Origin of the sequence: Amycolatopsis kentuckyensis (assembly GCF_041679295.1) — a bacterium.
In the GTDB taxonomy this organism is placed as follows: Bacteria; Actinomycetota; Actinomycetes; order Mycobacteriales; family Pseudonocardiaceae; genus Amycolatopsis; species Amycolatopsis kentuckyensis_A.
Window position 1 is genome coordinate 453,504 of record NZ_JBGDMD010000003.1, and the last position, 25,040, is coordinate 478,543.

Consider the following 25,040-nt stretch of genomic DNA (forward strand, 5'->3'; position numbering starts at 1 on the left):
TCGAAACCCCTCGGTACCAACGAAAGCGGGTGGTGATCTCCGGCACACCTTAAGTCTTCCTTAGCCTGCTTGGTGACTTGCCGCACAACCTCTAGCGTCTGGCAACCATGGATTCCTCGCTCCTCACCGAAAAAGGTGAAAGCTACTCGAAAGCACTGGGCAACCGCCAAGTGCAGATGATCGCCATCGGCGGCGCGATCGGCGTCGGGCTGTTCCTCGGCGCCGGCGGCAAGCTGCACCAGGTCGGTCCGTCGCTGGTCCTGTCGTACGCGATCTGCGGGGTGGCCGCCTACTTCGTGATGCGCGCGCTCGGCGAGCTCGTCCTGCACGAGCCCAGCTCGGGCAGCTTCGTCACCTATGCGCGGAAGTTCATCGGCCCGTGGGCCGGGTTCGCCTCGGGCTGGATGTACTGGGTGAACTGGGCCATGACCGGGATCGCGGAGATCACCGCGGTCGCGATCTACGTCCACAAGTGGCTGCCGGACGTGCCGCAGTGGATCACCGCGCTGGTCGCTCTCGGGGTGCTGCTCGCGGTGAACCTGCTGAGCGTCAAGCTGTTCGGCGAGCTGGAGTTCTGGTTCTCGGTGGTCAAGGTGCTGGCCATCGTCGTCTTCCTGGTCACCGCGCTCGGCTTGGTCTTCACGAGCGCGGACATCGGCGGGACCCCGGCCGGCGTGCACAACCTGACCGGCCACAGTGGATTCTTCCCGGCGGGCATCGGCATCGCGCTGATGACGCTGCAGGCGGTCATCTTCGCCTACTCGGCGATCGAGGTCGTCGGCATCGCGGCCGGCGAGACCAAGGACGCCCGCAAGGTGCTGCCGAAGGCGATCAACGGTGTGGTGTGGCGGATCGGCGTGTTCTACGTCGGGTCGGTGCTGATGCTCGCGATGCTGCTGCCGTGGCCGTTCTACAACGGTGACGAGAGCCCGTTCGTGACGGTGTTCAGCCGCCTCGGCATCCCGGGCATCGGCGACGTCATGAACGCGGTCGTGCTGACCGCGGCGCTCTCCAGCGTCAATTCCGGGCTCTACTCGACCGGCCGGATCCTGCGCTCGCTGGCCGAAAAGGGCGAGGCGCCGTCGTTCGTCAGCCGGATGAGCAGCCGCCACGTGCCCTACGGCGGCATCCTGTTCACCTCCGTCGCCTACCTGCTCGGCGTGGTGCTCAACTACCTGGTTCCCAAGGACGCGTTCGACATCGCCATCGCGATCGCCTCCCTCGGCGTGATCACGACGTGGGCGACGCTGGTGTTCTGCCAGCTGCGGCTGCGCCAGGCCGCGCTGCGCGGCGAGCTGGAACGGCCGTCGTACCGGATGCCGTGGGCGCCGTACTCGGGTTGGGCGACGCTGGCGTTCCTGGCCCTGGTCGTCGTCCTGATGGGCTTCTCCGACGGCGCCGAGAAGATCGCGTTCTACTCGATCCCGGTGCTGGCCGTGGTCCTCGCCGTCGGCTGGCGGTTCGTGGCCAAGCGGCGGGAACCCGCCGCTCAGCGCAGGTAGTTGTAGACGCTGGCCCGGGAGATCCCGAGCAGGTCGGTCAGCGCCGGGACCGCGTTCTTCAGCTCCAGGAACCCGCGCTCCTTGAGCGTCCGGACGAGGTCCTTCTTCGCGGCCGGCGGCAGGCTGCGCGGGGTGTGGCCGCGCTCGGTCGCGTAGTCCTCGACCAGCGCGCGCAGCTCGTCGCCGGTGCGCGCCCGCAGCGACTCGGTCAGCGGGGCCGGCTCGTCGGTGCGGGCCAGCCGCGTCAGGGCGCGGGCAGCGGAGCCGAGCAGCGAGACGTCGAGGTTGAGGCACAGCGCCGCGACGTACTCGCCGCTCGTGTTGCGGATGCCGATCGACGTGCTCTTCGCCGGCCTTCCGTCGGGGAAGCGGTTCGGGTAGTTCTGCAGCACGTCCGGGAACGCGGGGTCGGCGATCCGGGCCAGGCCGAGTTCGGTCGCCGGGTCGCCGACCGTCCTCCCGGACAAGCCGCCTTCGATCGCGCGCACGGCGTGGGCCGGGTCGCGCAGGTCGTGCAGCACGACCTCGCACAGGCCCGGGAACATCCGGCCCACGGCGTGGGCGATCTTCTCGGCCTCGCGCAGCAGGAGCTCGTCCTCGGTCATCCGATCAGCTCCCGCAGCTTGTCGGCCGCCTTCAGCCCGGACCCGGTGAGGACGACGACGGTCGTCTCGCCGGGCCGGATGGCACCCCGCGCGCGGAAGACGTCGACGGCCGCGGCGGCGGTCGCGCTGGTCGGTTCCGCGTAGAGGCCCAGCGACGCCAGCCGGCGGGCCGCGGCGGCGATGGCGTCCTCCTCGACCGCGACGGTGTCGCCGCCGGACCGGCGGATCGCCGCGACGACCTCGGGCAGGCGGACCGGCTGCCGGATGGCGGTCCCTTCGGCGACGGTCGGGGCGAACGGCGGCGGCTGCCGGTCGTGGAAGGCGGCGTCGATCGGCGAGCAGTTGTGCGGCTGGGCGACCAGCAGGCGCGGCCGCCGGGTGATCGAGCCGGCGGCCAGCAGCTCGCCGAACCCGAGGTCGCAGCCCAGCACGATGCTGCCGGCGCCGGCCACCGTGACGACGGCGTCCGGCGCGCGGAAGCCCAGGTCCTCCCACAGTTCGTACGCCAGCGTCTTGGTGCCCTGCAGGAAGAAGGGGTGCCAGTTGTGGCTGGCGTAGGTGGTGCGGGCCGAGCGGCGGACGGCCTCGGCGGCGGTGTCGTCGCGCGTGCCGGGGACCAGCTCGACGTCGGCGCCGTACGCGCGGGTCTGCAGGACCTTCGCCGGTGACGTCCCCTCGGGAGCGAGCACGGTGGCCGCGATCCCGGCCGCGGCGCTGTAGGCCGCGACCGACGAACCGCCGTTGCCGGAGCTGTCCTCCAGGAGCTCCGTGACGCCGGCGCCGGCCAGTGCGGAGATCAGCACGGTGGAGCCGCGGTCCTTGAAGCTGCCGGTCGGGCTGAACCACTCGAGCTTGAACCGGACGTCACCGTCACCCCACGGCCGCGGGACGAGCGGGGTGCAGCCCTCGCCGAGCGAGACCGGGCGCAGGTCGCCGGGCAGGGCGGCCCGGTACCGCCAGAGCGACCGGACGCCGGTGTCGACGTCGGCGGGGGTGAGGCCGGGGAGCGGAGCGACGGTCAGGGGCGTGCCGTCGTCGCCGCGCCAGCGCAGCGGGTCGCCCGGGTAGCGCGTCCCCGACCGCTCGTCGGCGTACCAGTACTCCACGACCACCTCCGGGTTGGACAGATGGTCGAAGTGTAGACGATACGTCCAGCGTTACCGGTGAGTATGCGAAACGCTTTCAGCTTCTTCTAAGGAAAATCTGTCACCGGAGAGTGGAAAATTCTTGTCGGCGGGCGTGGGGCACGGGGAGTGGAGGTACCGATGGTGTCCGGCTGAATACCCGGAGTCGTGCTGGTCGGAGCCGGTGCGGTCCGCACGCGGCCGGCGCGGGTGAGGTCGCGTGAGCACGACGAACCCGGGACATCCGGGGATCCACAGTGGACTCCCGGTTCCGGCGACGTGAATCGCGCCAGGGCCGGGCACTACTTTCGGCTGTGGGTAAAAATGCCGGGAGAATAGCGGACGCGCAATCCGGAATTCCGCGGATTCCGGATTGCGGGACGGTTCGTTCGTCGTGGCGGTTTTTACCGGCACGACGCTTTGTGGCGCGCGCCGGAAAGGATGGGACCACCGGTCGTCGTGGTCCGGTGTGGTCAGTCACACTGCGTCCGCCGGGTGAGAAGGCTTGCCCCATCTGGTGGTGTGTGCCAAGTGGACCGCAGGTCGGGCCGCGGCGACCGGGTGACGACGGCTATCATCGCGTCTTCCCGACCGGCGGAACGTGACGGCGGCGTTAAATTCTTGCGTCTTCCGGCTGGTCGCTCCGGAATTTTCTGAACCAGCACGACGAAATCGTGGTGGGTTGTTGACGGCGGCGGTGCGAACCCGCTTAAGTACTCCCCGTTGCCATCACCCTTTCGTGCGTAGCGGGAGTTCCCATGCGTGTTCCGAAAGCCGACCGCGGATCGGCCGGCCTGATCGTCGCCGTGTCTCCCGTGCGGTGGCCGTCGGCGCGCGCGGTCGCCGCCGCCGTGCGTGGAGGCGGGCTCGGCGTCCTCGACATCACCGGCGGTGCGGCCGCCGACGAACTCGCCCTGCTTTCCGAGTGGGGCGTCCCGCAGTACGGCGTCCGGCTGACCGACCCGGTCGCCGAACTGCCCGAAGCCGTGACCACCGTGTTGCTGACCGAAGACTCGCCGTGCACCGCGCGGGACTTCCCGGACCGCCGGGTGCTCGCCGAGGTCACGAGCCGCGCGTCGGCCGCGCGAGCCGTCGACAGCGGGGCGCACGGCCTGATCGCGCGCGGGCACGAATGCGGTGGCCGGACCGGCGAGCTGAGCACGTTCGTGCTGCTCCAGGCGTTGCTCGAGAACTTCGCCGTGCCGGTGTGGGCGGCCGGCGGGATCGGTCCGCACACCGCGGCCGCCGCGGTCGCGGGCGGCGCGGCCGGGGTCGTCGTCGACACCCAGCTCGCCCTGCTGCCGGAAGCCGAACTGCCGTCGGCGCTCACCCGCGCGCTCACCGGGCTGGACGGCTCCGAGACGACGGTCGTCGACGGCGTCCGCCGCCTGTCGCGGCACGGCTCCGAACCCCTCGAAGCCGGCCAGGACGTCTTTCTCGCCACTCGTTTCCGCGACCGGTGGGGCACCGTGACGGCGGCCGTGCGCGGCCTGGCCGACGCGATCGTCGACGCCCTGCGCGTCGAGACCCCGGTGCTCGGCCCCGGCAGCGCGGGCAGCCGCGCGTTCGGCACGGCGCTGCCGATCGCGCAGGGCCCGATGACCCGCGTCAGCGACCAGCCCGCCTTCGCCGCCGCGGTCGCCGCGGGCGGCGCCCTGCCGTTCATCGCGCTGGCCCTGTCCGGGCCGGACCAGACCCGCGATGTCCTGGAACGGACCCGGGAAGCCGTCGGCGACGCGCCTTGGGGCGTCGGCGTCCTGGGCTTCGCCGCGGAAGACGTCAAAGCCGCGCAGCTCGAGGTGATCCGCGAGCTGCGGCCCACGCACGCCATCATCGCCGGCGGCCGCCCCGCGCAGGCCGCGGCTCTGGAAGCGGCCGGGATCTCGACGTTCCTCCACGTGCCGTCGCCGGGACTGCTGAAGCAGTTCCTCGAAGCGGGCTCGCGCAAGTTCGTCTTCGAGGGCTCGGAGTGCGGGGGCCACGTCGGGCCGCGCACCAGTTTTCCGCTGTGGGAGGCGCAGCTCGGCGTCCTCGCCGACTTCGTCGCGGCCACCCCGGACGCGGCCGCGGACCTGCAGCTGCTGTTCGCGGGCGGGATCCACGACGAGCGGTCGGCCGCGATGGTCGCCGCCCTCGCCGCACCGGTGGCCGCGCGCGGTGCCGCGATCGGCGTGCTCATGGGCACCGCCTACCTCTTCACCCGCGAGGCCGTCGACGCCGGCGCCGTGCTCCCGCTGTTCCAGCGCAGCCTGCTCGGCGCCGAGCACACCGACCTGCTGGAGACCGCGCCGGGCCACGCCACCCGCTGCGTCCGCAGCCCGTTCACCGAGGAGTACGCGGCGATCAAGGCCGAGCTCGCCGAGCAGGGCGTGCCGAGCCGGGACGCCTGGGAACGGCTGGAGCAGCTGAACGTCGGCCGCCTTCGCTTGGCCAGCAAGGGCATCGAGCGCGTCGGCGCCGAACTGCGCGACGTCGGCGAGGACCGGCAGCTCGCCGAAGGCATGTTCATGGCGGGTGAGGTCGCCGTGCTGCGCTCGGCCGTCACGACGATCGCCGACCTGCACCACGCGGTCGGCGAAGGCGCGAACGCGGTCCTGCGCGAGCGGGCGGCCGCGTTCGCCGTCGAGACGCCGGAACCCCCGGCACCCGCGCCGCTGGACATCGCGATCGTCGGGATGGCCTGCATGTTCCCGCAGGCGCCCGACCTGGCGACGTTCTGGGCGAACGTCCTGGCCGGCGCGGACGCGGTCACCGAGGTCCCGCCGCAGCGCTGGGACACCTCGCTCTACTACGACGCGGGCGGCCAAGGCGAGCGGACGCCGTCGCGCTGGGGCGGGTTTCTGCCCGAGATCGGCTTCGACCCGCTGAAGTACGGCATCCCGCCGTCGTCGCTGGCCAGCATCGAACCCGTGCAGCTGCTGGCCCTCGAAGCCGCGCACCGCGCGCTCGTGGACGCCGGGTACGAGGACCGCCCGTTCGACCGGACCCGGACGTCGGTCGTGTTCGGCGCCGAGGCGGGCAGCGACCTGTCGAACGCGATGTCCCTGCGCACCGTCCTGCCGTCCTACGTGGGCGAACTACCGTCCGAACTGGACGACCAGCTGCCGCGGATCACCGAGGACTCCTTCCCGGGCGTGCTGGCCAACGTCATCGCCGGCCGGATCGCCAACCGGCTCGACCTGGGCGGCGCGAACTACACCGTGGACGCCGCGTGCGCGTCCTCGCTGACCGCCGTCGACGTCGCCTGCAAGGAGCTGACGGCCGGCACGAGCGACCTCGTGCTGTGCGGCGGCGCGGACCTGCACAACGGCATCAACGACTACCTGCTGTTCGCCTCGGCGCACGCCCTCTCGCCGACCGGGCGGTCGGCGACCTTCGACAGCGCGGCCGACGGCATCGCGCTCGGCGAAGGCGTCGCCTGCGTGGCGCTGAAGCGGCTCGCCGACGCCGAACGCGACGGCGACCGCGTCTACGCCGTGATCAAGGGGGTCGGGGCGGCTTCGGACGGCCGGGCGCTGGGCCTGACCGCGCCGCGGCCGGAAGGCCAGCACACCGCGCTGACCCGGGCGTACCGCAACGCCGGTGTCTCGCCCGCGCGCGTCGGGCTGGTCGAGGCGCACGGCACCGGGACCGTCGTCGGCGACCGGACCGAACTCGGCACGCTGACGAAGGTGTTCACCGAGGCCGGCGCCGCACCGGGTGGCTGCACGATCGGGTCGGTGAAGTCGCAGATCGGGCACACCAAGTGCGCCGCCGGACTGGCCGGGCTGATCAAGACCGCGCTGGCCCTGCACACCGGCGTCAAGCCGCCGACGCTGCACCTGTCGTCGCCGAACCCCGCGTGGGACGCCTCGACGAGCCCGTTCGTGTTCCAGTCGGCCGCGCAGCCGTGGGCCGCGCCGCCCGCCGAGCGGATCGCCGGGGTGAGCGCGTTCGGCTTCGGTGGCACCAACTTCCACGTCGTGCTCGGGGCGCACGACAGCGTCCCGCCCGCGCTTTCCGCGGACGAGTGGCCGGCCGAGCTGTTCGTCTTCGGCACGGACGCGGCGGCCCGCGACCTGCTGACGCTGGCTTCGGACGTCCCGGCGGGACAGCAGCCGTGGCGGCTGCGGGACCTCGCGCTGTCGGCGTCGGTGCGTGCTCAGGGCCGGCCGGTCCGGCTCGCGGTCGTGGCGTCCACTGTGGACGAGCTGACCGGGTTGCTGCGGCAGGCGCTCGCGGGCCGGGACGCCCCGGGCGTGTACCGCGCCGGCGACGGCGAGCCCGGCGAGGTCGCGGTGCTGTTCCCCGGCCAGGGCAGCCAGCGGCCGGGCATGTTCGCCGAGCTGTTCGTCGCCTTCCCGGAGCTGCAGCGGTACCTGCGGCTGGACCCACCGACGGCCGACGTCGTGTTCGGCCCGGCGGTGTTCGGCGAACCCGCGCGGCAGGCGCTCGCGGACCGCGTCACCGACACCCGCGTCGCCCAGCCCGCTCTCGGCTTGACCGGCCTGGCCGCGTTCCGGCTGCTGACCCGCGCCGGCGTCCGGCCCGCGATGGTGGGCGGCCACAGCTACGGCGAGCTGACGGCGCTGGCCGCGGCGGGCGCGTTGACGCCGGAGGCGCTGCTGCACGCGAGCCACGCACGGGCGGCGGCCATCCTCGGCGCGATCCCGGCGGGCGACCCGGGCGCGATGGCGGCCGTGTCGGCGTCGGCGGCCTCGGTGGATTCGGTGCTCTCCGGGTCCGCTGTGGTGCTGGCCAACCACAACTCGCCGTCGCAGACGGTGATCTCCGGTCCGACCGCGGAGGTCGAAGCCGCGGTTTCGCAGCTGCGCGCGGCGGGATTGGGCGCCAAGCGGCTCCCGGTCGCGTGCGCGTTCCACAGCCCGCTGGTCGCGGCGGCGGAGGAGACGTTCGGGCGCGACCTCGACGCGATCGGCGTCGTGCGGCCCGGCGTCCCGGTGTACTCGAACCGGACCGCGGCGCCGTACCCGGATTCGCCGGACGGGATCCGCGGCGAGCTGGCGGCGCAGGTGGGTTCGCCGGTCCGGTTCGTTTCGCAGATCGAGGCGATGTACGCGGCGGGCGCGCGGGTGTTCGTCGAGGCGGGGCCGGGGGTGGTGCTGGCCAGGCAGGTCGACGCGATCCTCGGTGACCGGCCGCACCGGACGGTCGGGTTCGAGCAGCCGGGCCGCCGCGGGTTGCCCGGGTTCCTGGCCGCGCTCGCGCAGCTGGCGGTGGCCGGGGTGGGCGTCGAGACGGGTTGGCTGTTCCGGGGGCGCGACGCGGTGGACGCGGCTTCGGCGGCGCGGCGGAAGCGTCCCGGGTGGACGGTCGACGGTCACCTCCTACGGACGGCCGACGGTGCGATCCCGGCGGGGGCTTTGCGGCCGGCTTCGCGTGTTTCGCTGGGGTCGCCTGCTGTCTCCTCCACTTCGGAAGAGATGGTCGCCGACTTCTTGCGGACGAGCCGGGAGATGATCGCGGCTCAGCGGGACGTGCTGCTCGGGTACCTCGGCAGTGAGGCGCCGGCGGTTGTTTCGGCACCGGTGATCTCGGCGCCGGTGATCTCGGTGCCGGCCGTCGAGTCGGTTCCGGTTCTCGCCGAGCGGCCAGTGCTGGAGACGATCGTCGAGGTGATCGGGGAGCGGACCGGGTACCCGGTGGAGATGATCGAGCCGGACCTCGATCTGGAAGCCGACTTGAGCGTGGACTCGATCAAGAGGGCGGAGATCGCGGGCGAGCTGGCCTCCCGGCTGGGCTTGACGGGCGGAGACATCGAGGAGTTCGCCAAGGCCCGCACGGCGGCGGCGATCGCGGAACTGGTCGGCGCCCAGCGCCCCAATGCGGCCTTGGGTGCGTCAGACGCACCCAAGGTGGCCTTCGTTGCGTCTGACGCAACCAAGGCCACCTTGGGGCGCTCGGTCTTGGAGACCGTGGTCGAGGTGATCGGGTCGCGGACGGGTTATCCGGTGGAGATGATCGAGCCGGACCTGGACCTGGAAGCCGATTTGAGCATCGACTCGATCAAGCGCGCCGAGATCGCGGGTGAGCTGACGGTTCGCCTCGGCGCGGGTGACGTGGAGGAACTCGCCAAGGCCCGCACGGCGGCGGGGATCGCCGAGATGTTCGGCGCCGGGAACGCAGCGAATCTCGCCGGGCCGGAGCCGGTGGTGAGCGAATCGGCCGAGCGGCGGCTCGTAGCTGGGGAGCCTGCGGCGCGCCAGGCCGGGGCGCAGCCCGTAGCCGGCCGGCCTGCATCGGGCCAGTCCGTGGCGAGTGAAGCTTCGGCGAGCAACTCCGAGCCGCGGCCGGTGATCGTCGCCCCGAAGCGGTACCTCATGACCGAAGTCGACCTCGCTCCCGCCACCACCCCCGACATCGCCGGGGGCCGGTTCCTCGTGCTCGGCTCCGGCCCCCGCGCCGAAGCCGTCCGGGCCGAACTCGCCGCCCACGGTGTCGAAGCCGAAATCGGCGACGATGTCCACCCGGGCTTCGACGGTTACCTCCACCTGCCCGGCGGTGACCCCGTCCTGCCCGCCGCCTTCCCCCTGTACCAAGCCATCCTCGCGGAGAAGCCGCGGTGGCTGCTCACCGCCGGCCCCGCGGAGGGGCTCCGCGGCTTCTACCGCAGCATCTCCCGCGAGTACCCCGGCACCCTCGCCCGGGTCGTCGAACACGCCGACCCCGCACAACTGGTCGCCGAACTATCCACTGTGGACCGGGAACCCGTCGTGATCAGGGACGGAACCACCCGCCGTGGACTCACCCCCACCGAACAGACCCTCGGCCTCCTCGGCAGCAGCGGCGCGGGCCCGGCCGGCGACGGTGCCGCCGAGGCGGCCGCCATCGGACTCGACCGGGACTCCGTCGTCCTGCTCGTCGGGGGCGCCAAGGGCATCACCGCCCGCTTCGCCACCACCCTCGCCGCGGCGACCCGGTGCCGGATCGAACTGCTCGGCCGGACCCCCGTCCCCGCCGGCGACGATGATTACCCGCACGCCCGCGACGCCAAGGCACTCCGGTCCGCCCTCATCCAAACGGGACTCAAGAGCCCCGCTGAAATCGAGAAGGTCGTCCGCCGGATCGAAAGCGAGCGCGAAGTCCGCGCGACCCTGACGCAACTCGCCGAACGAGGCAGCGCGGTGCGCTACCAGTCCGTCGACATGCTCGACGCCGAGGCCGTGCACCGGGCCGTCAAGGAGATCCACGCCGAGTACGGCCGGCTCGACGGCATCGTCTACGCCGCCGGCGTCATCGAGGACAAGCTCGTCGCCGACAAGACGCCCGAGTCGTTCGCCCGCGTCTACGGCACCAAAGTGGACGGTGCCCGGACGCTCCTCGAGGCCACCGCCGACCTGCCCGACGAGCCCAAGTTCGTCGTGCTCTTCGGCAGTATCGCCGCGACGCTCGGCAACCGGGGCCAGTCGGACTACGCCGCCGCCAACGACGCCCTCGAGGCGCTCGGGCGGCGGTGGCCTGCCGGACGCGCGGTGACCGTCCACTGGGGACCGTGGGCGCCGACCGGTGACCACGACGGCATGGTCACGCCTGCGCTGATGCGTGACTACGCCCGCCGCGGCATCGAGCTGATCGACCCCGACGAAGGCACCCTCGGCCTGCTGCGTGAGCTCGCCTGGGGCCGCGCGGACGTCGCAGCCGTCGTCCACACCGCTTCCGGGTGGTGATGGTGGTGACGGACATGCGGGTGGCCATCGTCGGGATGTCGGTGCTGCTGCCCGGCGCCCCGGACCTCGCGACGTACTGGCGCAACCTCGTCGGCGGCGTCGACGCCATCACCGAAGTCCCGCCCGAAAAGTGGGACGGCGTCCACTACGCCCCGGACGAGCGGCGCGCCGACCGCGTCTACTGCCGCCGCGGCGGGTTCGTCGACGAACTGGCCGAAGTGGACGTCACCGGCTTCGGGATCATGCCGAACTCGGTGCCCGCCACCGAACCCGACCAGCTGATCGCGCTGCGGGTCGCGGCGCAGGCCGTCGCCGACGCCGGCGGCCCCGACCGGCTGCCGGCGGACCGCGCGAAGGTCGGTGTCGTCCTCGGCCGCGGCGGCTACCTGACGCCCGGGCTGGTCCGGCTCGACCAGCGCGTCCGCACCGCGAGCCAGCTCGTCCGGACGCTCGGCGAACTCCTGCCGGAACTCGGCGCAGACCGGCTCGACGCCGTCCGCCAGGCCTTCACCGACCAGCTCGGCCCGGAAGCGCCGGAGTCGGCGATCGGGCTCGTGCCCAACCTGGCCGCGTCCCGGCTGGCCAACCGCCTCGACCTGCGCGGCCCAGCGTACACAGTGGACGCCGCCTGCGCGTCCTCGCTGATCGCCGTCGACCACGCCGTGCGCGAACTGGCCTCCGGCCGCTGCGACGTCGTGCTCGCCGGCGGCGTCCACCACTGCCACGACATCACCTTCTGGAGCGTATTCACCCAGCTCGGCGCGCTGTCGCCGTCCGAGCGCATCCGGCCGTTCCACCGCGACGCCGACGGCGTGCTCATCGGCGAGGGCACCGGCATCGTCGTGCTCAAGCGCCTGGCCGACGCCGAGCGCGACGGCGACCGCGTGTACGCCGTGATCACCGGCACCGGCGTCGCCTCCGACGGCCGGACCGCCAGCCTGGCCAACCCGGACTCCGGCGGCCAGGTCCGCGCGGTCCGCCAGGCGTGGGCCGCGGCCGGGCTCGACCCCGCCGAACCGGACTCGCTGGGGCTCCTGGAAGCGCACGGGACGGCGACCCCGGCCGGCGACGCGGCCGAACTCGCCACCCTGGAAGAGGTCTTCGGCCCCGCGGGCGCCGCGGTCCTCGGCTCGGTGAAGTCGATGATCGGACACACGATGCCGGCCGCCGGGATCGCCGGGCTGGTCAAGGCCGCGCTGGCCGTGCACCACGGCGTCCTGCTGCCCACCCTGCACTGCGACGACCCGCACCCCGCGCTGGCGAAGACCCGGTTCTCCACTTTGGACACCGCGAAGGACTGGGACGCGGCGGTGCGCCGGGCCGGTGTCAACGCGTTCGGGTTCGGCGGGATCAACGCGCACGTCGTCCTCGAACAAGCGCCCGGACGCGCGAAGCCGGTCGTCGTCCGGGAACCCGAGCGCGTGCTGCGGCTCGCGGCCCGGACCGTCGACGAGCTGCGTGATCTGCTGGACCGCCCCGGAACGCGGGGGACCGGTGACGGGCCCGTCCGGCTCGGCGTCGTCGACCCGACCGAAAAGCGCCTGGCCCTGGCCCGCAAGGCGGTCGGCCGGGGGAAGCCGTGGCGCGGCCGCAACGACGTCTGGTTCGCCGACCGCCCGCTGCTCGGCCCGGGCGGCGGCAAGCTGGCCTTCGTCTTCCCCGGCCTGGAGTCCGAGCTGGCGCTCAACTGCGGCGACGTCGCCCGCCACTTCGGCCTGCCGTGGGACCACGACGACGTCGAAGTCGGCGACGTCGGCCGCCAGGGCACCGCGGTGTTCGAGTTGGGCAGGCTGCTCAGTGCCGCGCTCGGCCGGCTGGGCGTCACGCCGGACGCCGTCGCGGGCCACAGCCTGGGCGAGTGGACGGCGATGGCCGTCGCCGGCGTGCACGCCGAAGCGGAGGTCGACGCGTTCCTCGCCGGGTTCGACCCGGACGCGCTCGTCGTCCCCGGCCTCGCGTTCGCCGCGATCGGCGCGCCCGCGCCCCGCGTGCTCGAGGAGCTGGCCGGCCGCGCGGACGTCGTGCTCTCCCACGACAACTCGCCCAACCAGGCCATGGTCTGCGGCCCCGCGGCGGCGGTCGAGGCCCTCGTCACCCGCTTCCGTGACGCCGGGATCGTGGCCCAGGTGCTGCCCTTCCGGTCCGGGTTCCACACGCCGATGCTGCGCCCCTACCTCGGCCCGATCCGCGACGCGGCCGCCTCCTTCACCCTGCACCCGCCGCGGGTGCCGCTCTGGTCGGCGACCACGGTGTCGGAGTACCCGGCCTCCGAAGCGGGGATCCGCGAGCTGTTCGTGCGGCACCTGCTGGAGCCGGTCCGGTTCCGGCCGCTCGTGCGCGCCCTGCACGCGGCCGGGTTCCGGGCGTTCGTGCAGGTCGGCGCGGGTCAGCTCGGCTCGCTGGTCGGCGACACCCTGCACGGCGAGGACCACCTGGTCGTCGCCGCGCACTCCGCGCACCGGCCCGGGCTCGCCCAGCTGCGCCGCGTCGCGACCGCGCTGTGGGCCGACGGCCTCGACATCGACTTCGCGCGGCTGCCCGGCGACCGCCCGGCCCCGCACAAGGCCGTCAAGCTGGATCTCGGCGGCCGGCTGATCTCCCTGGACGACGAGGTCCGCGCGCGGATCGCGTTGCCCGCCGGCCGCAAGTCCACTGTGGACGAGCTGGCCGCGAAAGGTCCGCTCGCCGCGGAGTTCGCCGCCCTGCTGGCCGACACCGCCGACCTGGCGTCCACCGTGCTCGCCCGGCCCGGCCGCCGCCTCCCGGCACCGAAGCCGCTCGACACGACGCTCACGGTGTCGGTCGAGGCGATGCCGTACCTGCTCGACCACTGCTTCTTCAAGCAACCGCCCCAGGCCGAGCCCGGGGACCGCTGGCCGGTCGTGCCGGCGACCACGGTGATCGACCACCTGATGGGCTTCGCCGAGCAGGCCGCGCCCGGCCGCCGGGCGGTCGCGGTGCACGATGTCCGGCTGACCCAGTGGATCACGGCCGTACCGGCGGTCACCGTCGGCGTGCGCGTCCGCCCACAGGGTCCCGACCGGGTGCTCGCGGCCCTCGACGGCTACTCCCAGGCCACCGTCGAGCTTGCGCCGGCGTACCCGGCGAACGCGCCCGCGCCCTGGGCGTTCCCGGCGTCCGCCGAGCAGGTCCCGGAGACCACGGCGGCGCAGCTGTACGACGAACGCTGGATGTTTCACGGCCCGCGCTTCCAGGGCGTCACCGAGCTGACCGCGGTCGGCGAGCGGCATGTCCGGGCCGTCCTGACGACCCCCGACGCGCCCGGCGCACTGCTCGACAACGTCGGTCAGGTCCTCGGCTACTGGATCATATCCCGCCTGCGCGAGCGGACCACCGTCTTCCCGGTCGGCATGCGCGAGATCCGGTTCCACGGCCCGCACCCGGCGCCGGGGGAGCGCCTCGACTGCCTGGTCAAGATCACCGGGCTGACCGGCGAGTTCCTCGACGCCGACATGCAGCTCGTCCACAACGGACAGGTCTGGGCCGAGTTCGGCGGCTGGCGCGACCGCCGGTTCGACAGCACCCCGCACATCCGCCAGGCCGACCGGACGCCGGAGCGCTCGACGCTGTCGATCGAGCAGCCGGGCGGCTGGGCGCTGGTGCACGAGCAGTGGCCCGATCTGGCGACGCGCGAGCTCATCATGCGCAACTACCTCGCGGGAACCGAACGCGACGCCTACGAACAACGTCCGCCGCGCGGCCGGCGCCAGTGGCTGCTCGGCCGGATCGCGGCCAAGGACGCCGTCCGGCAGTTCCTGTGGGCGCGCGGCGAACCGGAGATGTTCCCGGCCGAGCTGCGCGTCGGCAACGACGAGGCCGGCCGTCCACACGCGACCGGGGCGTACGGCCGGACGTTGCCGCCGCTGACGATTTCGGTGGCCCACCGCGGCGAAGTCGGCGTGGCGATCGCCCGGCACGGGCGGTGCGGCATCGACGTCGAAGAGGTCGCCGCCCGCACCGGGTCCACTGTGGACGCCGCGCTCGGCACCGGCGAGCAGGCCCTGTTCGCCGGCCTCACCGGCGACCCGGAGCGCTGGTTCGCCCGGTTCTGGACGGCCAAGGAAGCCGTGGCGAAGCTGCTCGGCACCGGGCTGCGCGGCGAACCCCGTGACTTCGAGGTCGTGGCCGCGACGCCGGCGGTGCTGACCGTCCGCGCCGGCGGCCACGACTTCCTCGTGCACTGCACCGACGTCGAAAGCCTGCCCGGCGCACCGCCGCGCCGCTACGTCGTCGCCTGGACCGAAGAGACGAAGGAGACCGCGGAATGAGCATCGAGACCACGGCCACGGACGAGGCGACCGTATTGGCTCAGCTCGGCGGAATGCTGCGGGAGCTGCTCGAGGAGTACGGCCTCGACGACGCGGAGATCACGATGGACACGACGTTCCACGACGACCTCGAGCTGGAGAGCGTCGACTTGGTGGCGCTGTCCGGGCAGCTGCGGGAGCACTACGGCGAGCGCGTGAACTTCGCGACCTTCATCGCCGAGCGCGACCTCGAGGAGATCATCGCGCTGACCGTCGGCGAGCTCGTCCGCTACATCGTCGCTTCGCTGCGGGCGACGGCGTGAGCAAGATCCGCGCCGGCGAGCTGGACGTCCACGTCCAGCGGCTCGCCCCCGAAGTGCCGCTCGACGGGGACGCGCCGCTCGTCGTGTGCGTGCACGGCCTGCTCACCGACAGCCTCGCCAGCTACTACTTCACGCTGGGCCCGGCCTTCGCCGAGCGCGGGCTCGACGTGCTGATGTACGACCTGCGCGGGCACGGCCGCACGACCCGCCCGAAGTCCGGCTACCACCTGGAGGAGTTCGTCGGCGACCTCGTCGCCGTCCTCGACGCGTGCGAGGTGACGCGGCCGGTGCACGTCATCGGCAACTCCTTCGGCGCGTCGGTCGCGTTCGGGCTGGCCGCGGCCCGGCCGGACCGCGTCGCGAGCGTCGTCGTCATCGAAGGCGAGCCGCCGACGGAGGAGTGGACGCGGCACATGGCCGACGGGCTCGCCGACGCGAAGACCCGGCTGGCGATCGACGAGGTGATCGGCTGGATCGCCGACCACCACGGCGCGCACACCGCGCGGCTGTCGAAGGCGGCGAACAAGATCCTCCAGACCACCACGATCGCCGAGGACATCCCGCGCAGCGCGACGATCGCCGCCGACCTCTCGGCCGTGCGCTGCCCGGTGTTCGCCATCTTCGGCGGCGACTCCGGCCTCGCCGAGCAGGTGCCGCACTTCGAGACCCACCTGGACCGCTGCCGCTGCGTCGTGCTGCCCGACCAGGGCCACTCGGTGCTGGTCGAGCGCACCGCCGAAGTCATCGAGCTGATCTTCGGCTGGGTCCGCGACACCTCGCGCGTCCCGGTGCGGACGCGGTAGTGGCCCGGTTCCTGTTCGTCGTCCCGCCGCTGGTCGGGCACGTCAACCCGGCCGCCGGCGTCGCGGCCGAACTCGCCGCGCGCGGGCACGAGGTCGCCTGGGCCGGGCACGAGGAACTGCTCTGGCAGCTGGCGGGCCCGGACGCGCTCGTCTTTTCCTGCGGCCTGCCGGCCGGGGCTCCCGCGCGCCCGGCGGAGCTCAAGGGCCCGGCCGCGCTGCGGTTCCTCTGGGAGGACTTCCTCGTCCCGCTGGCCGACGCGATGGCCCCCGGCGTCGCGGCGGCGCTCGACGCGTTCGCCCCGCACGTCGTGGTCGCCGACCAGCAGGCACTGGCCGGCGGGGTGCTGGCCGACGCCCGCGGGCTGCCGTGGGTCACGTCGGCGACGACGTCGGCCGAGCTGGTCGACCCCCTCGCGGGCATGCCGAAGGTCGCGGACTGGGTCGGCTCGCTGCTGCACGGGCTGCGGGCGCGGATCGCCGGCGGCCGCGGTTCGGCCGACCCGCGGTTCTCGCCGCACGGCGTCCTGGCGTTCACCACCCGCGAGCTGCTCGGCGCGGCCACGCTCCCGCCGCGGGTGCGGCTGGTCGGGCCGGCGCTGGGCCCGCGTCCGTCCACAACGGACTTCCCGTGGGAGTGGCTCGACCCGCTCCGGCAGACGGTGCTGGTCTCGCTGGGCACGGCGAACACCGAAGCGGGCGGCCGGTTCCTGGCGACGGCCGCCGAGGCGTTCGCCGGACTCGACGCACGGGCGGTGCTCGTCGACCCCGGCGAGGTGCTCGGTCCGGTGCCGCCGAACGTCCTGGTGCTGCCGCGGGTTCCGCAGCTGGCGCTGCTGCCGCGGGTGGACGCGGTGCTGTGCCACGCGGGCCACAACACCGTGTGCGAAGCGCTGTGGCACGGTCTGCCGCTGGTGGTCGCCCCGATCCGCGACGACCAGCCGATCGTCGCCGCCCAGGTGGTGGCCGCGGGCGCGGGCATCCGGCTGCGGTTCGGCCGCGCGGACGCCGGCCGTGTCGCCGCGGCGGTCGGGGAGGTGCTGAGCGAGCCGGCGTACCGGCGGGCCGCGGAGACCGTGGCGGCGTCCTTCCACGCCGCGGGCGGAAGTGCCGCCGCGGCAGGTCATTTGGAACAGATCGCGTTGGAAAGCCTGGCTCATTTGCGGCCCTGAAGTTTGTTATTTACTCCGAAAAAACACGCGGTTACGGTGCTGGGTATGACTGTTTCCGTCGATGTCACCGAAGACGTTCCCGAACTCGTCGCCTCGGCCGCCGCGCTGTTCGCCGAGGATGCCGGAAGCCGCGACCCGCAGATGGACCTCGGCTGGCCGGCCCGCGAAGGCGCGGCGTACTACCAGGGTCTCGTCCAAGACGAGAACGCGTTGTGCCTGCTGGCCCGCGCGGACGGCGCGGCCGCCGGCCACCTGATCGGCCGGCTGCTGCCCAACAGTTCGCTGCGCCCGAAAGCAGTGCGGGCGGCGCTGGAGAGCATGCGGGTCGCGGCGGAGCGCCGGCGCGAAGGAGTGGGGGAGGCGCTGGTGTCCGCATTCGGGGAGTGGGCGCGGGAACGCGGCGCGAACGAACTGGTCGTGAAGGCCTACGCGGCGAACGACGGCGCGCTGGCGTTCTACCGGACGCAGGGCTTCCGGCCGTTCGAGGTGACGCTGACGCGGGAAGCGTGAGCGGTGCGCCTGGGTCACACTGAGGTGCATGGGACTCCTGGACGGACGCGCGGTCGTGATCACCGGGGCGGGACGCGGGCTCGGGCGGGCGTTCGCGCGGCACGCCGCCGGGGCGGGGGCCGCCGTCGTGGTCAACGACATCGACGCGGAGCCCGCTCACGAGACCGTCGCCGCGATCGAGGCGGCCGGCGACACGGCCGTAGCCAGTGTCGGCTCGGTGGCCGACGCCGGCTACGCGCGGGCGCTGATCGGCCTGTGCCACAACCGGTTCGGCAAGATCGACGGGCTCGTGAACAACGCCGCCGTCGGCTATCACGCCCGGCCGTGGGAGGACGACGACGCCGAGCGGACCCGGGCACTGGTCGAGACCAACGTCCTCGGCCCGCTCCACTGCGGCACCGCGGCCGTGAAGGTGATGGTTGCCCAGGGCAACGGTGTCCTCGTCAACGTGACGTCCGGATCCATGATCGGGCAGCGCGGGGCCGCCGCCTATTCGGCGTCGAAGGGCGCGGTGGCGTCGATGACGTACTCGTGGGCGGCCGATCTGGCCGGGCGCGGGGTGCGCGTCAACGCCGTCAGCCCGATCGCCTGGACCCGGCTGATGGCCGCCGACCCGAACGGCAACCCGGACGCGCACCCGCCCGAGCGGGTCGCGCCGCTCGTCACCTACCTGCTGAGCGACCTCTCCGCCGGCATCACCGGGCAGGTGCTGCGGCTGGCGGACGGGCACCTGCACGCCGTCCGCCAGCCCGCGATCATCCGGCCCGTGCTGCACCGGGAGTCCTGGACGCCGGAGGAGATCGCCGCGGCCGTCGACGGCGAGCTCGTCCTCGAGTCGCCGCCGCGGGACCGCTGGACCCTCTGACCGGCCGGGACCACCGGAACGGGTGGCTATCCACAGTGGACTGCGCGCACTAGCCTCGGAGGCCGAGCGAGGAGGCGGTAGATGACGGCCACCGCGGAGGTCGCCCACGAGCCGGGACCCGCGCCGCTGAGCAGGGCCCGGGTCAACGCCGTGTTCGGCGCCGTGCTGCTCGGCATGCTGCTGGCCGCGCTGGACCAGACCATCGTCGGCACCGCGCTGCCCACCATCGTCGGCGACCTCGGCGGCGCCGGGCACCTGTCCTGGGTCGTCACGTCCTACCTGCTGGCCGAGACGATCATGACGGTCGTCGTCGGCAAGCTCGGCGACCTGTTCGGCCGCAAGCTGATGTTCCAGCTGTCGGTCGTCGTGTTCGGGATCGGCTCGTTCTGCGCCGGGTTCGCCGACAGCATGGTGTGGCTGATCGTCTGGCGGGCGGTGCAGGGCCTGGGCGGCGGCGGGCTGATGGTCACCTCGACCGCGTTGATCGCCGACGTCGTCCCGCTGCGCGAGCGCGGCAAGTACCAGGGTGTCCTCGGCTCGGTGTTCGGCGTGGTGACCGTGGCCGGGCCGATGCTCGGCGGGTTCTTCGTCGACCACCTGTCGTGGCGCTGGGCGTTCTACGTCAACATCCCGCTGGTCGTCGTGGTGCTGGTCGTGGCGTCGGCGGCGATGCCGAACGCGCGCGCCGCGGTCAAGCCGGTGATCGACTACCTCGGCATCCTGCTCATCGGTCTCGCCGCCACCGGGCTCACGCTGGTCACGAGCTGGGGCGGCACGCAGTACGCGTGGGGTTCGCCGGTGATCATCGGGATGGCGATCGGGTCGGTGGTGCTGCTGGCGGCGTTCGTCTTCGTGGAGCTGCGCGCGAAGGAACCGATGCTGCCCATGCGGCTGTTCCGCAACCCGGTGTTCACCGTCGGCGGGATCATGAGCTTCGTCGTCGGGTTCGCGATGCTGGGTGCGTTGTCCTATCTGCCCACGTACATGCAGTACGTGCAGGGCACGTCGGCGACGACGTCCGGGGTCCGGCTGCTGCCGATGGTGCTGGCGCTGCTCGTCGCGTCCATCGCCGCGGGCAACGCGGTCAGCCGGACCGGGCGGTACAAGATCTTCCCGCTGGTCGGCGCGGCGGGCATGACCATCGGGCTGTACCTGCTCTCGCGGCTCGACACGGACACCGGGTTCTGGGAGGCCTCGGCGTACATGGCGGTGCTCGGGCTGGGGATCGGGCTCGGCATGCAGGTGCTGACCATCGCGGTGCAGAACACCGTCGACTACGCCGACCTGGGTGTCGCGACGTCCGGGGTGACGTTCCTGCGGTCGATCGGCAGCTCGTTCGGCGCGGCGATCTTCGGCACGGTGTACGCCAACCAGCTGACGCCGAACCTGGCCACGGCGGTCGCGGCACTGCCTCCGGGCGTCGATCCCCGGGCGCTGCAGGTACCCACCGCCCTGCACGCGTTGCCGGACGCCGTGTCGGCGCCGGTGATCAAGGCGTACAGCGACTCCCTGCACGTCGTGTTCTTGGCGGCGGCACCGGTCGGGCTGGTGGCGTTCGCCCTGGCGTTCTTCCTCAAGGAGGTGCCGCTGCGCGACACGGCCCGCGCGGCGGCCCCGGACCTCGGCGACGGCTTCGCGATGCCGGAGGCCCGCACGGACGACCGCGAGCTGGAACGGGCGGTCGCGACGCTGTTCTTCCGCGAGCGCCGCAAGGTCGCCCCGGCGATCGTTTCGCGGGCGGGAACCGAACTCGACGAGGGTGGCATCTGGTGCCTCCTGCAGGTCCACCTGCGCGAACGCCGCAACGAGCCGGCGACGCTCCGGGCGATCGGCGAGTACTTCGGGGTGCCGGCATCGGTGCTGGAACCGGCGTTCAACCGCCTCGAGCTGACGGGCCACCTGCGCTACGCCCGCGACGGCTGGGAACTGACCCCGGCGGGACGTTCGGAGTTCGCCAAGGTGGTCGGCGCGTGGCACGCCTGGCTCGCGGACCGCCTCGGCGACTGGGGCACGGGCAACCGCGCGGACCTGGACGCGGCGATCGGCCGGGTGGCCGCGAGGCTGCTGGACCAGAGCGCCGAGTCCCGGGCCTACGGCCGCCACGCCTTGGCCTGAGCGGATCAGCGGCGCCAGAAGTCGTGGGGCGTGCGGCCCGGGCGGAAGCCGCACGACTCCACCAGGGCCGCCGCCTTCGCGAAGCCGTGACCCACCAGACCCGGCTCGTGTGCGTCGCTGCCGAACGCGACCGCCTCCCCGCCCTCCTCGAACCACCAGCGCACCACCTCGCCCGGCAGGGGCACCTTCGTGTTGACCTCCAGCGCGCGCCCGCTCGACGCCAGGGCACGCAGCACCGTGCGGAACTCCTCCTCGTACTCCACCGCCGCGAACGGCGGTCCCTCGGCCGGCCACGACCGCAGCGCGTAGTCGATGTGGGCCAGCACCGCGAAGTCCGCCGTCGACTCGACCAGCCCGAGCACCTCGTCGAGGTAGGCCCGCAGGATCTCGCCGGGCGGCCGTCCCGAGACCAAGGTCAGCTCGTGGTGGTGCCCGCCGTCCGGCAGGGAGTGCACCGAGCCCAGCACCCGGTCGAACCGGTGGGCGGCGAGCAGCGCGTCGGCACGCGGGCGGTGCCAGTGGGGCTCGCTCAGCTCCACGCCCGAGAGGATCCGCAGCGAAGGGAACCGCGACCGGCACGCCTCGACGCACGCCAGGTAGCCCGGGACGTCGAGGTCCGGCGGCTCGAGCACACCGTCCGGGCGCAAGCGCACCCGGAAGTGGTCCGGCAGCAGCGGGCGGACCGGCTCGGGGATCAGCCACGGCGTGAGGTCCGCGTGCTCGGTGAACGCCACCGACGGCAACCCCAGCTCCACCGCCCGCTCGCAGGACCCGATCATCGACCCGGTGACCGTGTCCCAGGACCACTCGGTGTGGACGTGCCCGTCCGGCGGCAGGCTCATCAGCCCACGGTAACGGCGGTTTTGGGCTAGCCTCCGCCTTCCTCCCCACCGCCACCCTCAACGGAGGCGCTTCGCGCCGCTGTACCGTTTGTCCATGGCGCAGAAGTCGGCGGCGATCGAGCTGGAAGTCGGCCCGCACACGGTGCGGATCTCGAACCCGGACCGGGTCTACTTCCCGGCCCGCGGCGAGACGAAGCTCGACCTGGTCAACTACTACCTCTCGGTGGGCGACGGCATCGTCAACGCGCTGCGCGAGCGGCCGTGCATGCTGCACCGCTTCCCGTCCGGCGTGGCGGGGGAGAAGGTCCACCAGAAGCGCGTCCCGAACGGCGCGCCGCCGTGGCTGGAAACCGTGCGGGTGACCTTCCCGCGCTACAACCGGCACGCCGACGAGCTGTGCGTCACCGAGCTGGCGCACGTCGCCTGGGCGGTGCAGATGTCCACAGTGGAGTTCCACCCGTGGAACTCGCGGCGCGCCGACACCGAAAAGCCCGACGAGTGGCGCATCGACCTCGACCCGATGCCCGACTGCGGCTACGACCGCGTCCGGCGGGTCGCCCACGTCGCGCACGAGGTCCTCGACGAGCTCGGCGCAGTCGGCTGGCCCAAGACCTCCGGCGGCCGCGGCCTGCACATCTACGTCCGGATCGAGCCGAACTGGGACTTCAAGGACGTCCGGCGCGCCGCGTTGGCCTTCGCGCACGAGGTCGAACGGCGGGCCCCGGACGACGTCACGACCACCTGGTGGCGCAAGGACCGCGACCCGCGGCTGCTGTTCGTCGACTACAACCAGAACGCCCGCGACCACACGATCGCCAGTGCCTACTCGGTCCGCGGCAATCCGGAAGGCACGGTCTCGACGCCGATCCGCTGGGAGGAGATCGACGACGCCGAGCCGGGCGACTTCACCATCGCCACGGTCCCGGGTCGGTTCGCCGAGCTGGGCGACCTCCACGCCGGCATCGACAAGGCCGTGTTCTCGCTCGAGCCGCTGCTGGAGTGGGCCGAGCGCGACGGGCTCGAGGAGCCACCCGAAGACTGACGTATTTTCCGGCCGGGCTCGCGGCTCTGCGGTGGGTGAAGGTCGTGCTGTCGGGTTTGGACGCGGACGCGTGGAGCCTCGTCGCGTTGCAGGTGGTCCTCGAACGCGAGGGCCACACCGTGCGCGTGGCGGGCGAAGTGGTCTCGGTCTGCCGCCGGGAACGCCCGGACTGCCTGGTGCTGTCCACTGTGCTCGGTGCTTCCGGGGTGGACGTGCTTCGCCGGGTACGCGCCGACCCGGCGCTCGCCGGCCTGCCGGTGGTCCTCGGCGGCCGGCTCAAGAAGACGCGCGCCGAACTCCTGGCGCAGGGCTTCGACGAGGTCTTCCCGGTCGCCGCCGCGGATCCCGGGGGAGCCGTGGCGGCGCTGCGGGCGTACCTGGCCCGTCAGTCCAGGCGTTCGATGATCGTCGCGTTGGCGAGGCCGCCTGCTTCGCACATCGTCTGCAGGCCGTAGCGGCCGCCGGTCTGCTCCAGCACCGACAGCAGCGTCGTCATCAGCCGGGCGCCGCTGCCGCCGAGCGGGTGCCCGAGGGCGATCGCGCCGCCGTTCACGTTGACCTTCGCCAGGTCCGCGCCGATCTCGGCCTGCCACGCGAGTACGACGCTGGCGAACGCCTCGTTGACCTCGAACGCGTCGATGTCGGCCACCGAAAGCCCGGCCCGGGCGAGCACCTTCCGCGTCGCCGGGATGACCCCCGTCAGCATGTACAGCGGGTCGTCGCCGGCGACGGCGAAGCTGTGGATCCGCGCGCGTGGCCGCAGCCCGAGTGCCTTCGCCGTCTCGGAACTGGTCAGCAGCAGACCCGCGGCGCCGTCGTTGATCGGCGACGAGTTCCCGGCCGTCACGTGCCAGCCGAGGGCCGGGAACCGCTGCTCCCAGACGTCCGCGCGGAACGCCGGCTTCAACCCGGCGAGGATCTCCGGGGTCGTCGACGGCCGCACGGTTTCGTCGGTCGTGACGTCGACGAGCACGCCGTCCGGGCCGGGGGCCTTGAGCGGCGCGACCTCGCCCGCGAACTTCCCGTCGGCCCAAGCGCGAGCGGCCCGCTGGTGGCTCTCCGCGGAGAACTCGTCCAGCTGCGCCCGGCTGAAGCCCCACTTCGCGGCGATCAGCTCCGCGCTGATGCCCTGCGGCACCAGCCCATCGGGGTAGCGGGCGGCGACCTGTGGCCCGAACGGGTCGCGCCCGGCGGCCTGGCTGCCCATCGGCACCCGGCTCATCGACTCGACGCCGGAGGCGATCACGACGTCGTACGCGCCGGCGATGACGCCCTGCGCGGCGAAGTGGACGGCCTGCTGGCTGCTGCCGCACTGCCGGTCGACGGTCACCGCCGGGACCGACTCCGGCAGGCCCGCGGCGAGCGCGGCCCAGCGGGCGGTGTTCATGCTCTGCTCGCCGATCTGGCCGACGGCGCCGCTGATCACGTCGTCGATCCGGGCCGGGTCGATGCCGGTGCGCTCGACGAGCGAGCGGAGCGCGTGGGCGTGCAGGTCGACCGGGTGCACCCCGGCCAGGGTTCCGTTCGGCTTGCCCTTGCCGATCGGGGTCCGTACCGCGTCGACGATCACCGCGTCCGTCATGGCGTCTGCCTCCTCGCAGATCGGGGGATGCCTTCGGTATACGCCGGGTAAGTTGGATTACACAACTCACCTGTATGTCAGGTCACACGCGACTGAAGTGCTAGGTTGGATTTTCAACCCCAGGGAGGTGGCATGACCCGGCGTGGTCGCGAATGCTCGGTCGCCGAGGCCCTCGAGGTCGTCGGCGAACGCTGGAGCCTGCTCGCGCTGCGCGAGATCATGCTGGGGGAGCGGCGGTTCAACCAGATCGCCGAGAACACCGGCGCCAGCCGGGACATCCTCGCCGCGCGGCTGCGCAAGCTCGTCGACGCGGGCGTGCTCGAAAAGCGCCAGTACGAAGACCACCCGCCGCGCTTCGAGTACTACCCGACCGAAGCCGGGCGCGCGCTGCAGCCGATCCTGCTCGGCCTGATGGCCTGGGGCGACAAGTACGTCCACCAGGGCGAACCGCCCACGCTCTGGCGCCACGCCTGCGGTGAGGTGCTGGAACCGGCGACCGTCTGCGCGCACTGCGGCGACCCGGTCAACGCGCCGGGCACCCACGCGATCCGGCTGGGTGCCGTTCACTCCTGATCGAAGCCGCCCGGGCCTCCTCGCATCGCCGCGAGGAGGCCTTTTTCGTG

16 protein-coding genes are annotated in these 25,040 nt (G+C 72.8%); 12 read left to right on the forward strand and 4 right to left on the reverse strand.

Annotation, left to right across the window (positions count from 1 at the left end):
* The first annotated feature begins 107 nt into the window (after window positions 1–107).
* Complete coding sequence (locus ACERZO_RS13700; protein WP_372664996.1) at window positions 108–1,502, forward strand: amino acid permease; 1,395 nt, start codon at window positions 108–110, stop codon at window positions 1,500–1,502.
* On the opposite strand, the gene ACERZO_RS13705 is transcribed toward ACERZO_RS13700, so the two are convergent.
* Both ACERZO_RS13705 and ACERZO_RS13710 read right to left on the reverse strand, forming a co-directional pair.
* Window positions 1,490–2,107, reverse strand: a complete 618-nt coding sequence (locus tag ACERZO_RS13705; protein ID WP_372664997.1) for a helix-turn-helix transcriptional regulator — start codon at window positions 2,105–2,107, stop codon at window positions 1,490–1,492. The two genes, ACERZO_RS13700 and ACERZO_RS13705, sit on opposite strands and share 13 nt — an antisense overlap.
* Entirely contained in the window at window positions 2,104–3,213 is a 1,110-nt protein-coding gene (locus ACERZO_RS13710; RefSeq protein WP_372664998.1) for a threonine synthase, read from the reverse strand. Before ACERZO_RS13710 ends, ACERZO_RS13705 begins: the two co-directional genes overlap by 4 nt.
* Window positions 3,214–3,989: 776 nt before the next feature.
* Between ACERZO_RS13710 and ACERZO_RS13715 the strand changes: the two genes are divergently transcribed.
* The 8 genes from ACERZO_RS13715 to ACERZO_RS13750 all read left to right on the forward strand — a co-directional run bounded on the left by ACERZO_RS13715 (window position 3,990) and on the right by ACERZO_RS13750 (window position 20,951).
* Window positions 3,990–10,898, forward strand: coding sequence for an SDR family NAD(P)-dependent oxidoreductase (locus ACERZO_RS13715; protein WP_372664999.1), 6,909 nt, complete (start codon window positions 3,990–3,992; stop codon window positions 10,896–10,898).
* On the forward strand, window positions 10,898–15,187 hold the full coding sequence (locus tag ACERZO_RS13720) for a beta-ketoacyl synthase N-terminal-like domain-containing protein (protein WP_372665000.1): 4,290 nt from the start codon (window positions 10,898–10,900) through the stop codon (window positions 15,185–15,187). Before ACERZO_RS13715 ends, ACERZO_RS13720 begins: the two co-directional genes overlap by 1 nt.
* Complete coding sequence (locus tag ACERZO_RS13725; RefSeq protein WP_372665001.1) at window positions 15,184–15,489, forward strand: acyl carrier protein; 306 nt, start codon at window positions 15,184–15,186, stop codon at window positions 15,487–15,489. The genes ACERZO_RS13720 and ACERZO_RS13725 overlap by 4 nt, the downstream gene beginning before the upstream one ends.
* Window positions 15,486–16,292, forward strand: coding sequence for an alpha/beta fold hydrolase (locus tag ACERZO_RS13730; protein ID WP_372665002.1), 807 nt, complete (start codon window positions 15,486–15,488; stop codon window positions 16,290–16,292). The genes ACERZO_RS13725 and ACERZO_RS13730 overlap by 4 nt, the downstream gene beginning before the upstream one ends.
* Window positions 16,292–17,461 (forward strand): glycosyltransferase, encoded by a 1,170-nt coding sequence (locus ACERZO_RS13735; RefSeq protein ID WP_372665003.1) that lies wholly within the window; start codon window positions 16,292–16,294, stop codon window positions 17,459–17,461. Before ACERZO_RS13730 ends, ACERZO_RS13735 begins: the two co-directional genes overlap by 1 nt.
* Window positions 17,462–17,506: 45 nt before the next feature.
* Window positions 17,507–17,971, forward strand: a complete 465-nt coding sequence (locus ACERZO_RS13740) for a GNAT family N-acetyltransferase (RefSeq protein WP_372665004.1) — start codon at window positions 17,507–17,509, stop codon at window positions 17,969–17,971.
* A 28-nt stretch (window positions 17,972–17,999) separates the two neighbouring features.
* Window positions 18,000–18,836: an SDR family NAD(P)-dependent oxidoreductase gene (locus ACERZO_RS13745; protein WP_372665005.1), complete on the forward strand. Its 837-nt coding sequence runs from the start codon at window positions 18,000–18,002 to the stop codon at window positions 18,834–18,836.
* A gap of 81 nt (window positions 18,837–18,917) precedes the next feature.
* The gene (locus tag ACERZO_RS13750) at window positions 18,918–20,951 is read left to right on the forward strand and encodes a DHA2 family efflux MFS transporter permease subunit (protein WP_372665006.1); all 2,034 of its coding nucleotides are present in this window, start codon (window positions 18,918–18,920) and stop codon (window positions 20,949–20,951) included.
* A gap of 5 nt (window positions 20,952–20,956) precedes the next feature.
* On the opposite strand, the gene ACERZO_RS13755 is transcribed toward ACERZO_RS13750, so the two are convergent.
* A complete protein-coding gene (locus tag ACERZO_RS13755; protein WP_372665007.1) occupies window positions 20,957–21,793 on the reverse strand; it encodes a PHP domain-containing protein in 837 nt (278 codons plus the stop codon).
* 94 nt (window positions 21,794–21,887) lie between these two features.
* Between ACERZO_RS13755 and ligD the strand changes: the two genes are divergently transcribed.
* Both ligD and ACERZO_RS13765 read left to right on the forward strand, forming a co-directional pair.
* The gene (gene ligD, locus ACERZO_RS13760) at window positions 21,888–22,835 is read left to right on the forward strand and encodes a non-homologous end-joining DNA ligase (protein ID WP_372665008.1); all 948 of its coding nucleotides are present in this window, start codon (window positions 21,888–21,890) and stop codon (window positions 22,833–22,835) included.
* Window positions 22,836–22,870: 35 nt separating this feature from the next.
* Window positions 22,871–23,290 carry a methylmalonyl-CoA mutase gene (locus ACERZO_RS13765; protein WP_372665009.1) on the forward strand — a complete coding sequence of 140 codons (420 nt, stop codon included), beginning with the start codon at window positions 22,871–22,873 and terminating at the stop codon, window positions 23,288–23,290.
* Here the strand turns inward: ACERZO_RS13765 and ACERZO_RS13770 are convergent.
* Window positions 23,221–24,417, reverse strand: a complete 1,197-nt coding sequence (locus ACERZO_RS13770; RefSeq protein ID WP_372665010.1) for a thiolase family protein — start codon at window positions 24,415–24,417, stop codon at window positions 23,221–23,223. The genes ACERZO_RS13765 and ACERZO_RS13770 overlap by 70 nt on opposite strands.
* A gap of 132 nt (window positions 24,418–24,549) precedes the next feature.
* Between ACERZO_RS13770 and ACERZO_RS13775 the strand changes: the two genes are divergently transcribed.
* A complete protein-coding gene (locus ACERZO_RS13775) occupies window positions 24,550–24,990 on the forward strand; it encodes a winged helix-turn-helix transcriptional regulator (protein WP_372665011.1) in 441 nt (146 codons plus the stop codon).
* Window positions 24,991–25,040 lie beyond the last annotated feature (50 nt).

Coding starts and splice junctions, on each gene's coding strand:
- ACERZO_RS13700 (WP_372664996.1), top strand. CDS start 108: ATGGATTCCTCGCTCCTCACCGAAAAAGGTGAAAGCTACTCGAAAGCA.
- ACERZO_RS13705 (WP_372664997.1), bottom strand. CDS start 2,107: ATGACCGAGGACGAGCTCCTGCTGCGCGAGGCCGAGAAGATCGCCCAC.
- ACERZO_RS13715 (WP_372664999.1), top strand. CDS start 3,990: ATGCGTGTTCCGAAAGCCGACCGCGGATCGGCCGGCCTGATCGTCGCC.
- ACERZO_RS13720 (WP_372665000.1), top strand. CDS start 10,898: ATGGTGGTGACGGACATGCGGGTGGCCATCGTCGGGATGTCGGTGCTG.
- ACERZO_RS13725 (WP_372665001.1), top strand. CDS start 15,184: ATGAGCATCGAGACCACGGCCACGGACGAGGCGACCGTATTGGCTCAG.
- ACERZO_RS13740 (WP_372665004.1), top strand. CDS start 17,507: ATGACTGTTTCCGTCGATGTCACCGAAGACGTTCCCGAACTCGTCGCC.
- ACERZO_RS13745 (WP_372665005.1), top strand. CDS start 18,000: ATGGGACTCCTGGACGGACGCGCGGTCGTGATCACCGGGGCGGGACGC.
- ACERZO_RS13750 (WP_372665006.1), top strand. CDS start 18,918: ATGACGGCCACCGCGGAGGTCGCCCACGAGCCGGGACCCGCGCCGCTG.
- ACERZO_RS13755 (WP_372665007.1), bottom strand. CDS start 21,793: ATGAGCCTGCCGCCGGACGGGCACGTCCACACCGAGTGGTCCTGGGAC.
- ligD (WP_372665008.1), top strand. CDS start 21,888: ATGGCGCAGAAGTCGGCGGCGATCGAGCTGGAAGTCGGCCCGCACACG.
- ACERZO_RS13770 (WP_372665010.1), bottom strand. CDS start 24,417: ATGACGGACGCGGTGATCGTCGACGCGGTACGGACCCCGATCGGCAAG.
- ACERZO_RS13775 (WP_372665011.1), top strand. CDS start 24,550: ATGACCCGGCGTGGTCGCGAATGCTCGGTCGCCGAGGCCCTCGAGGTC.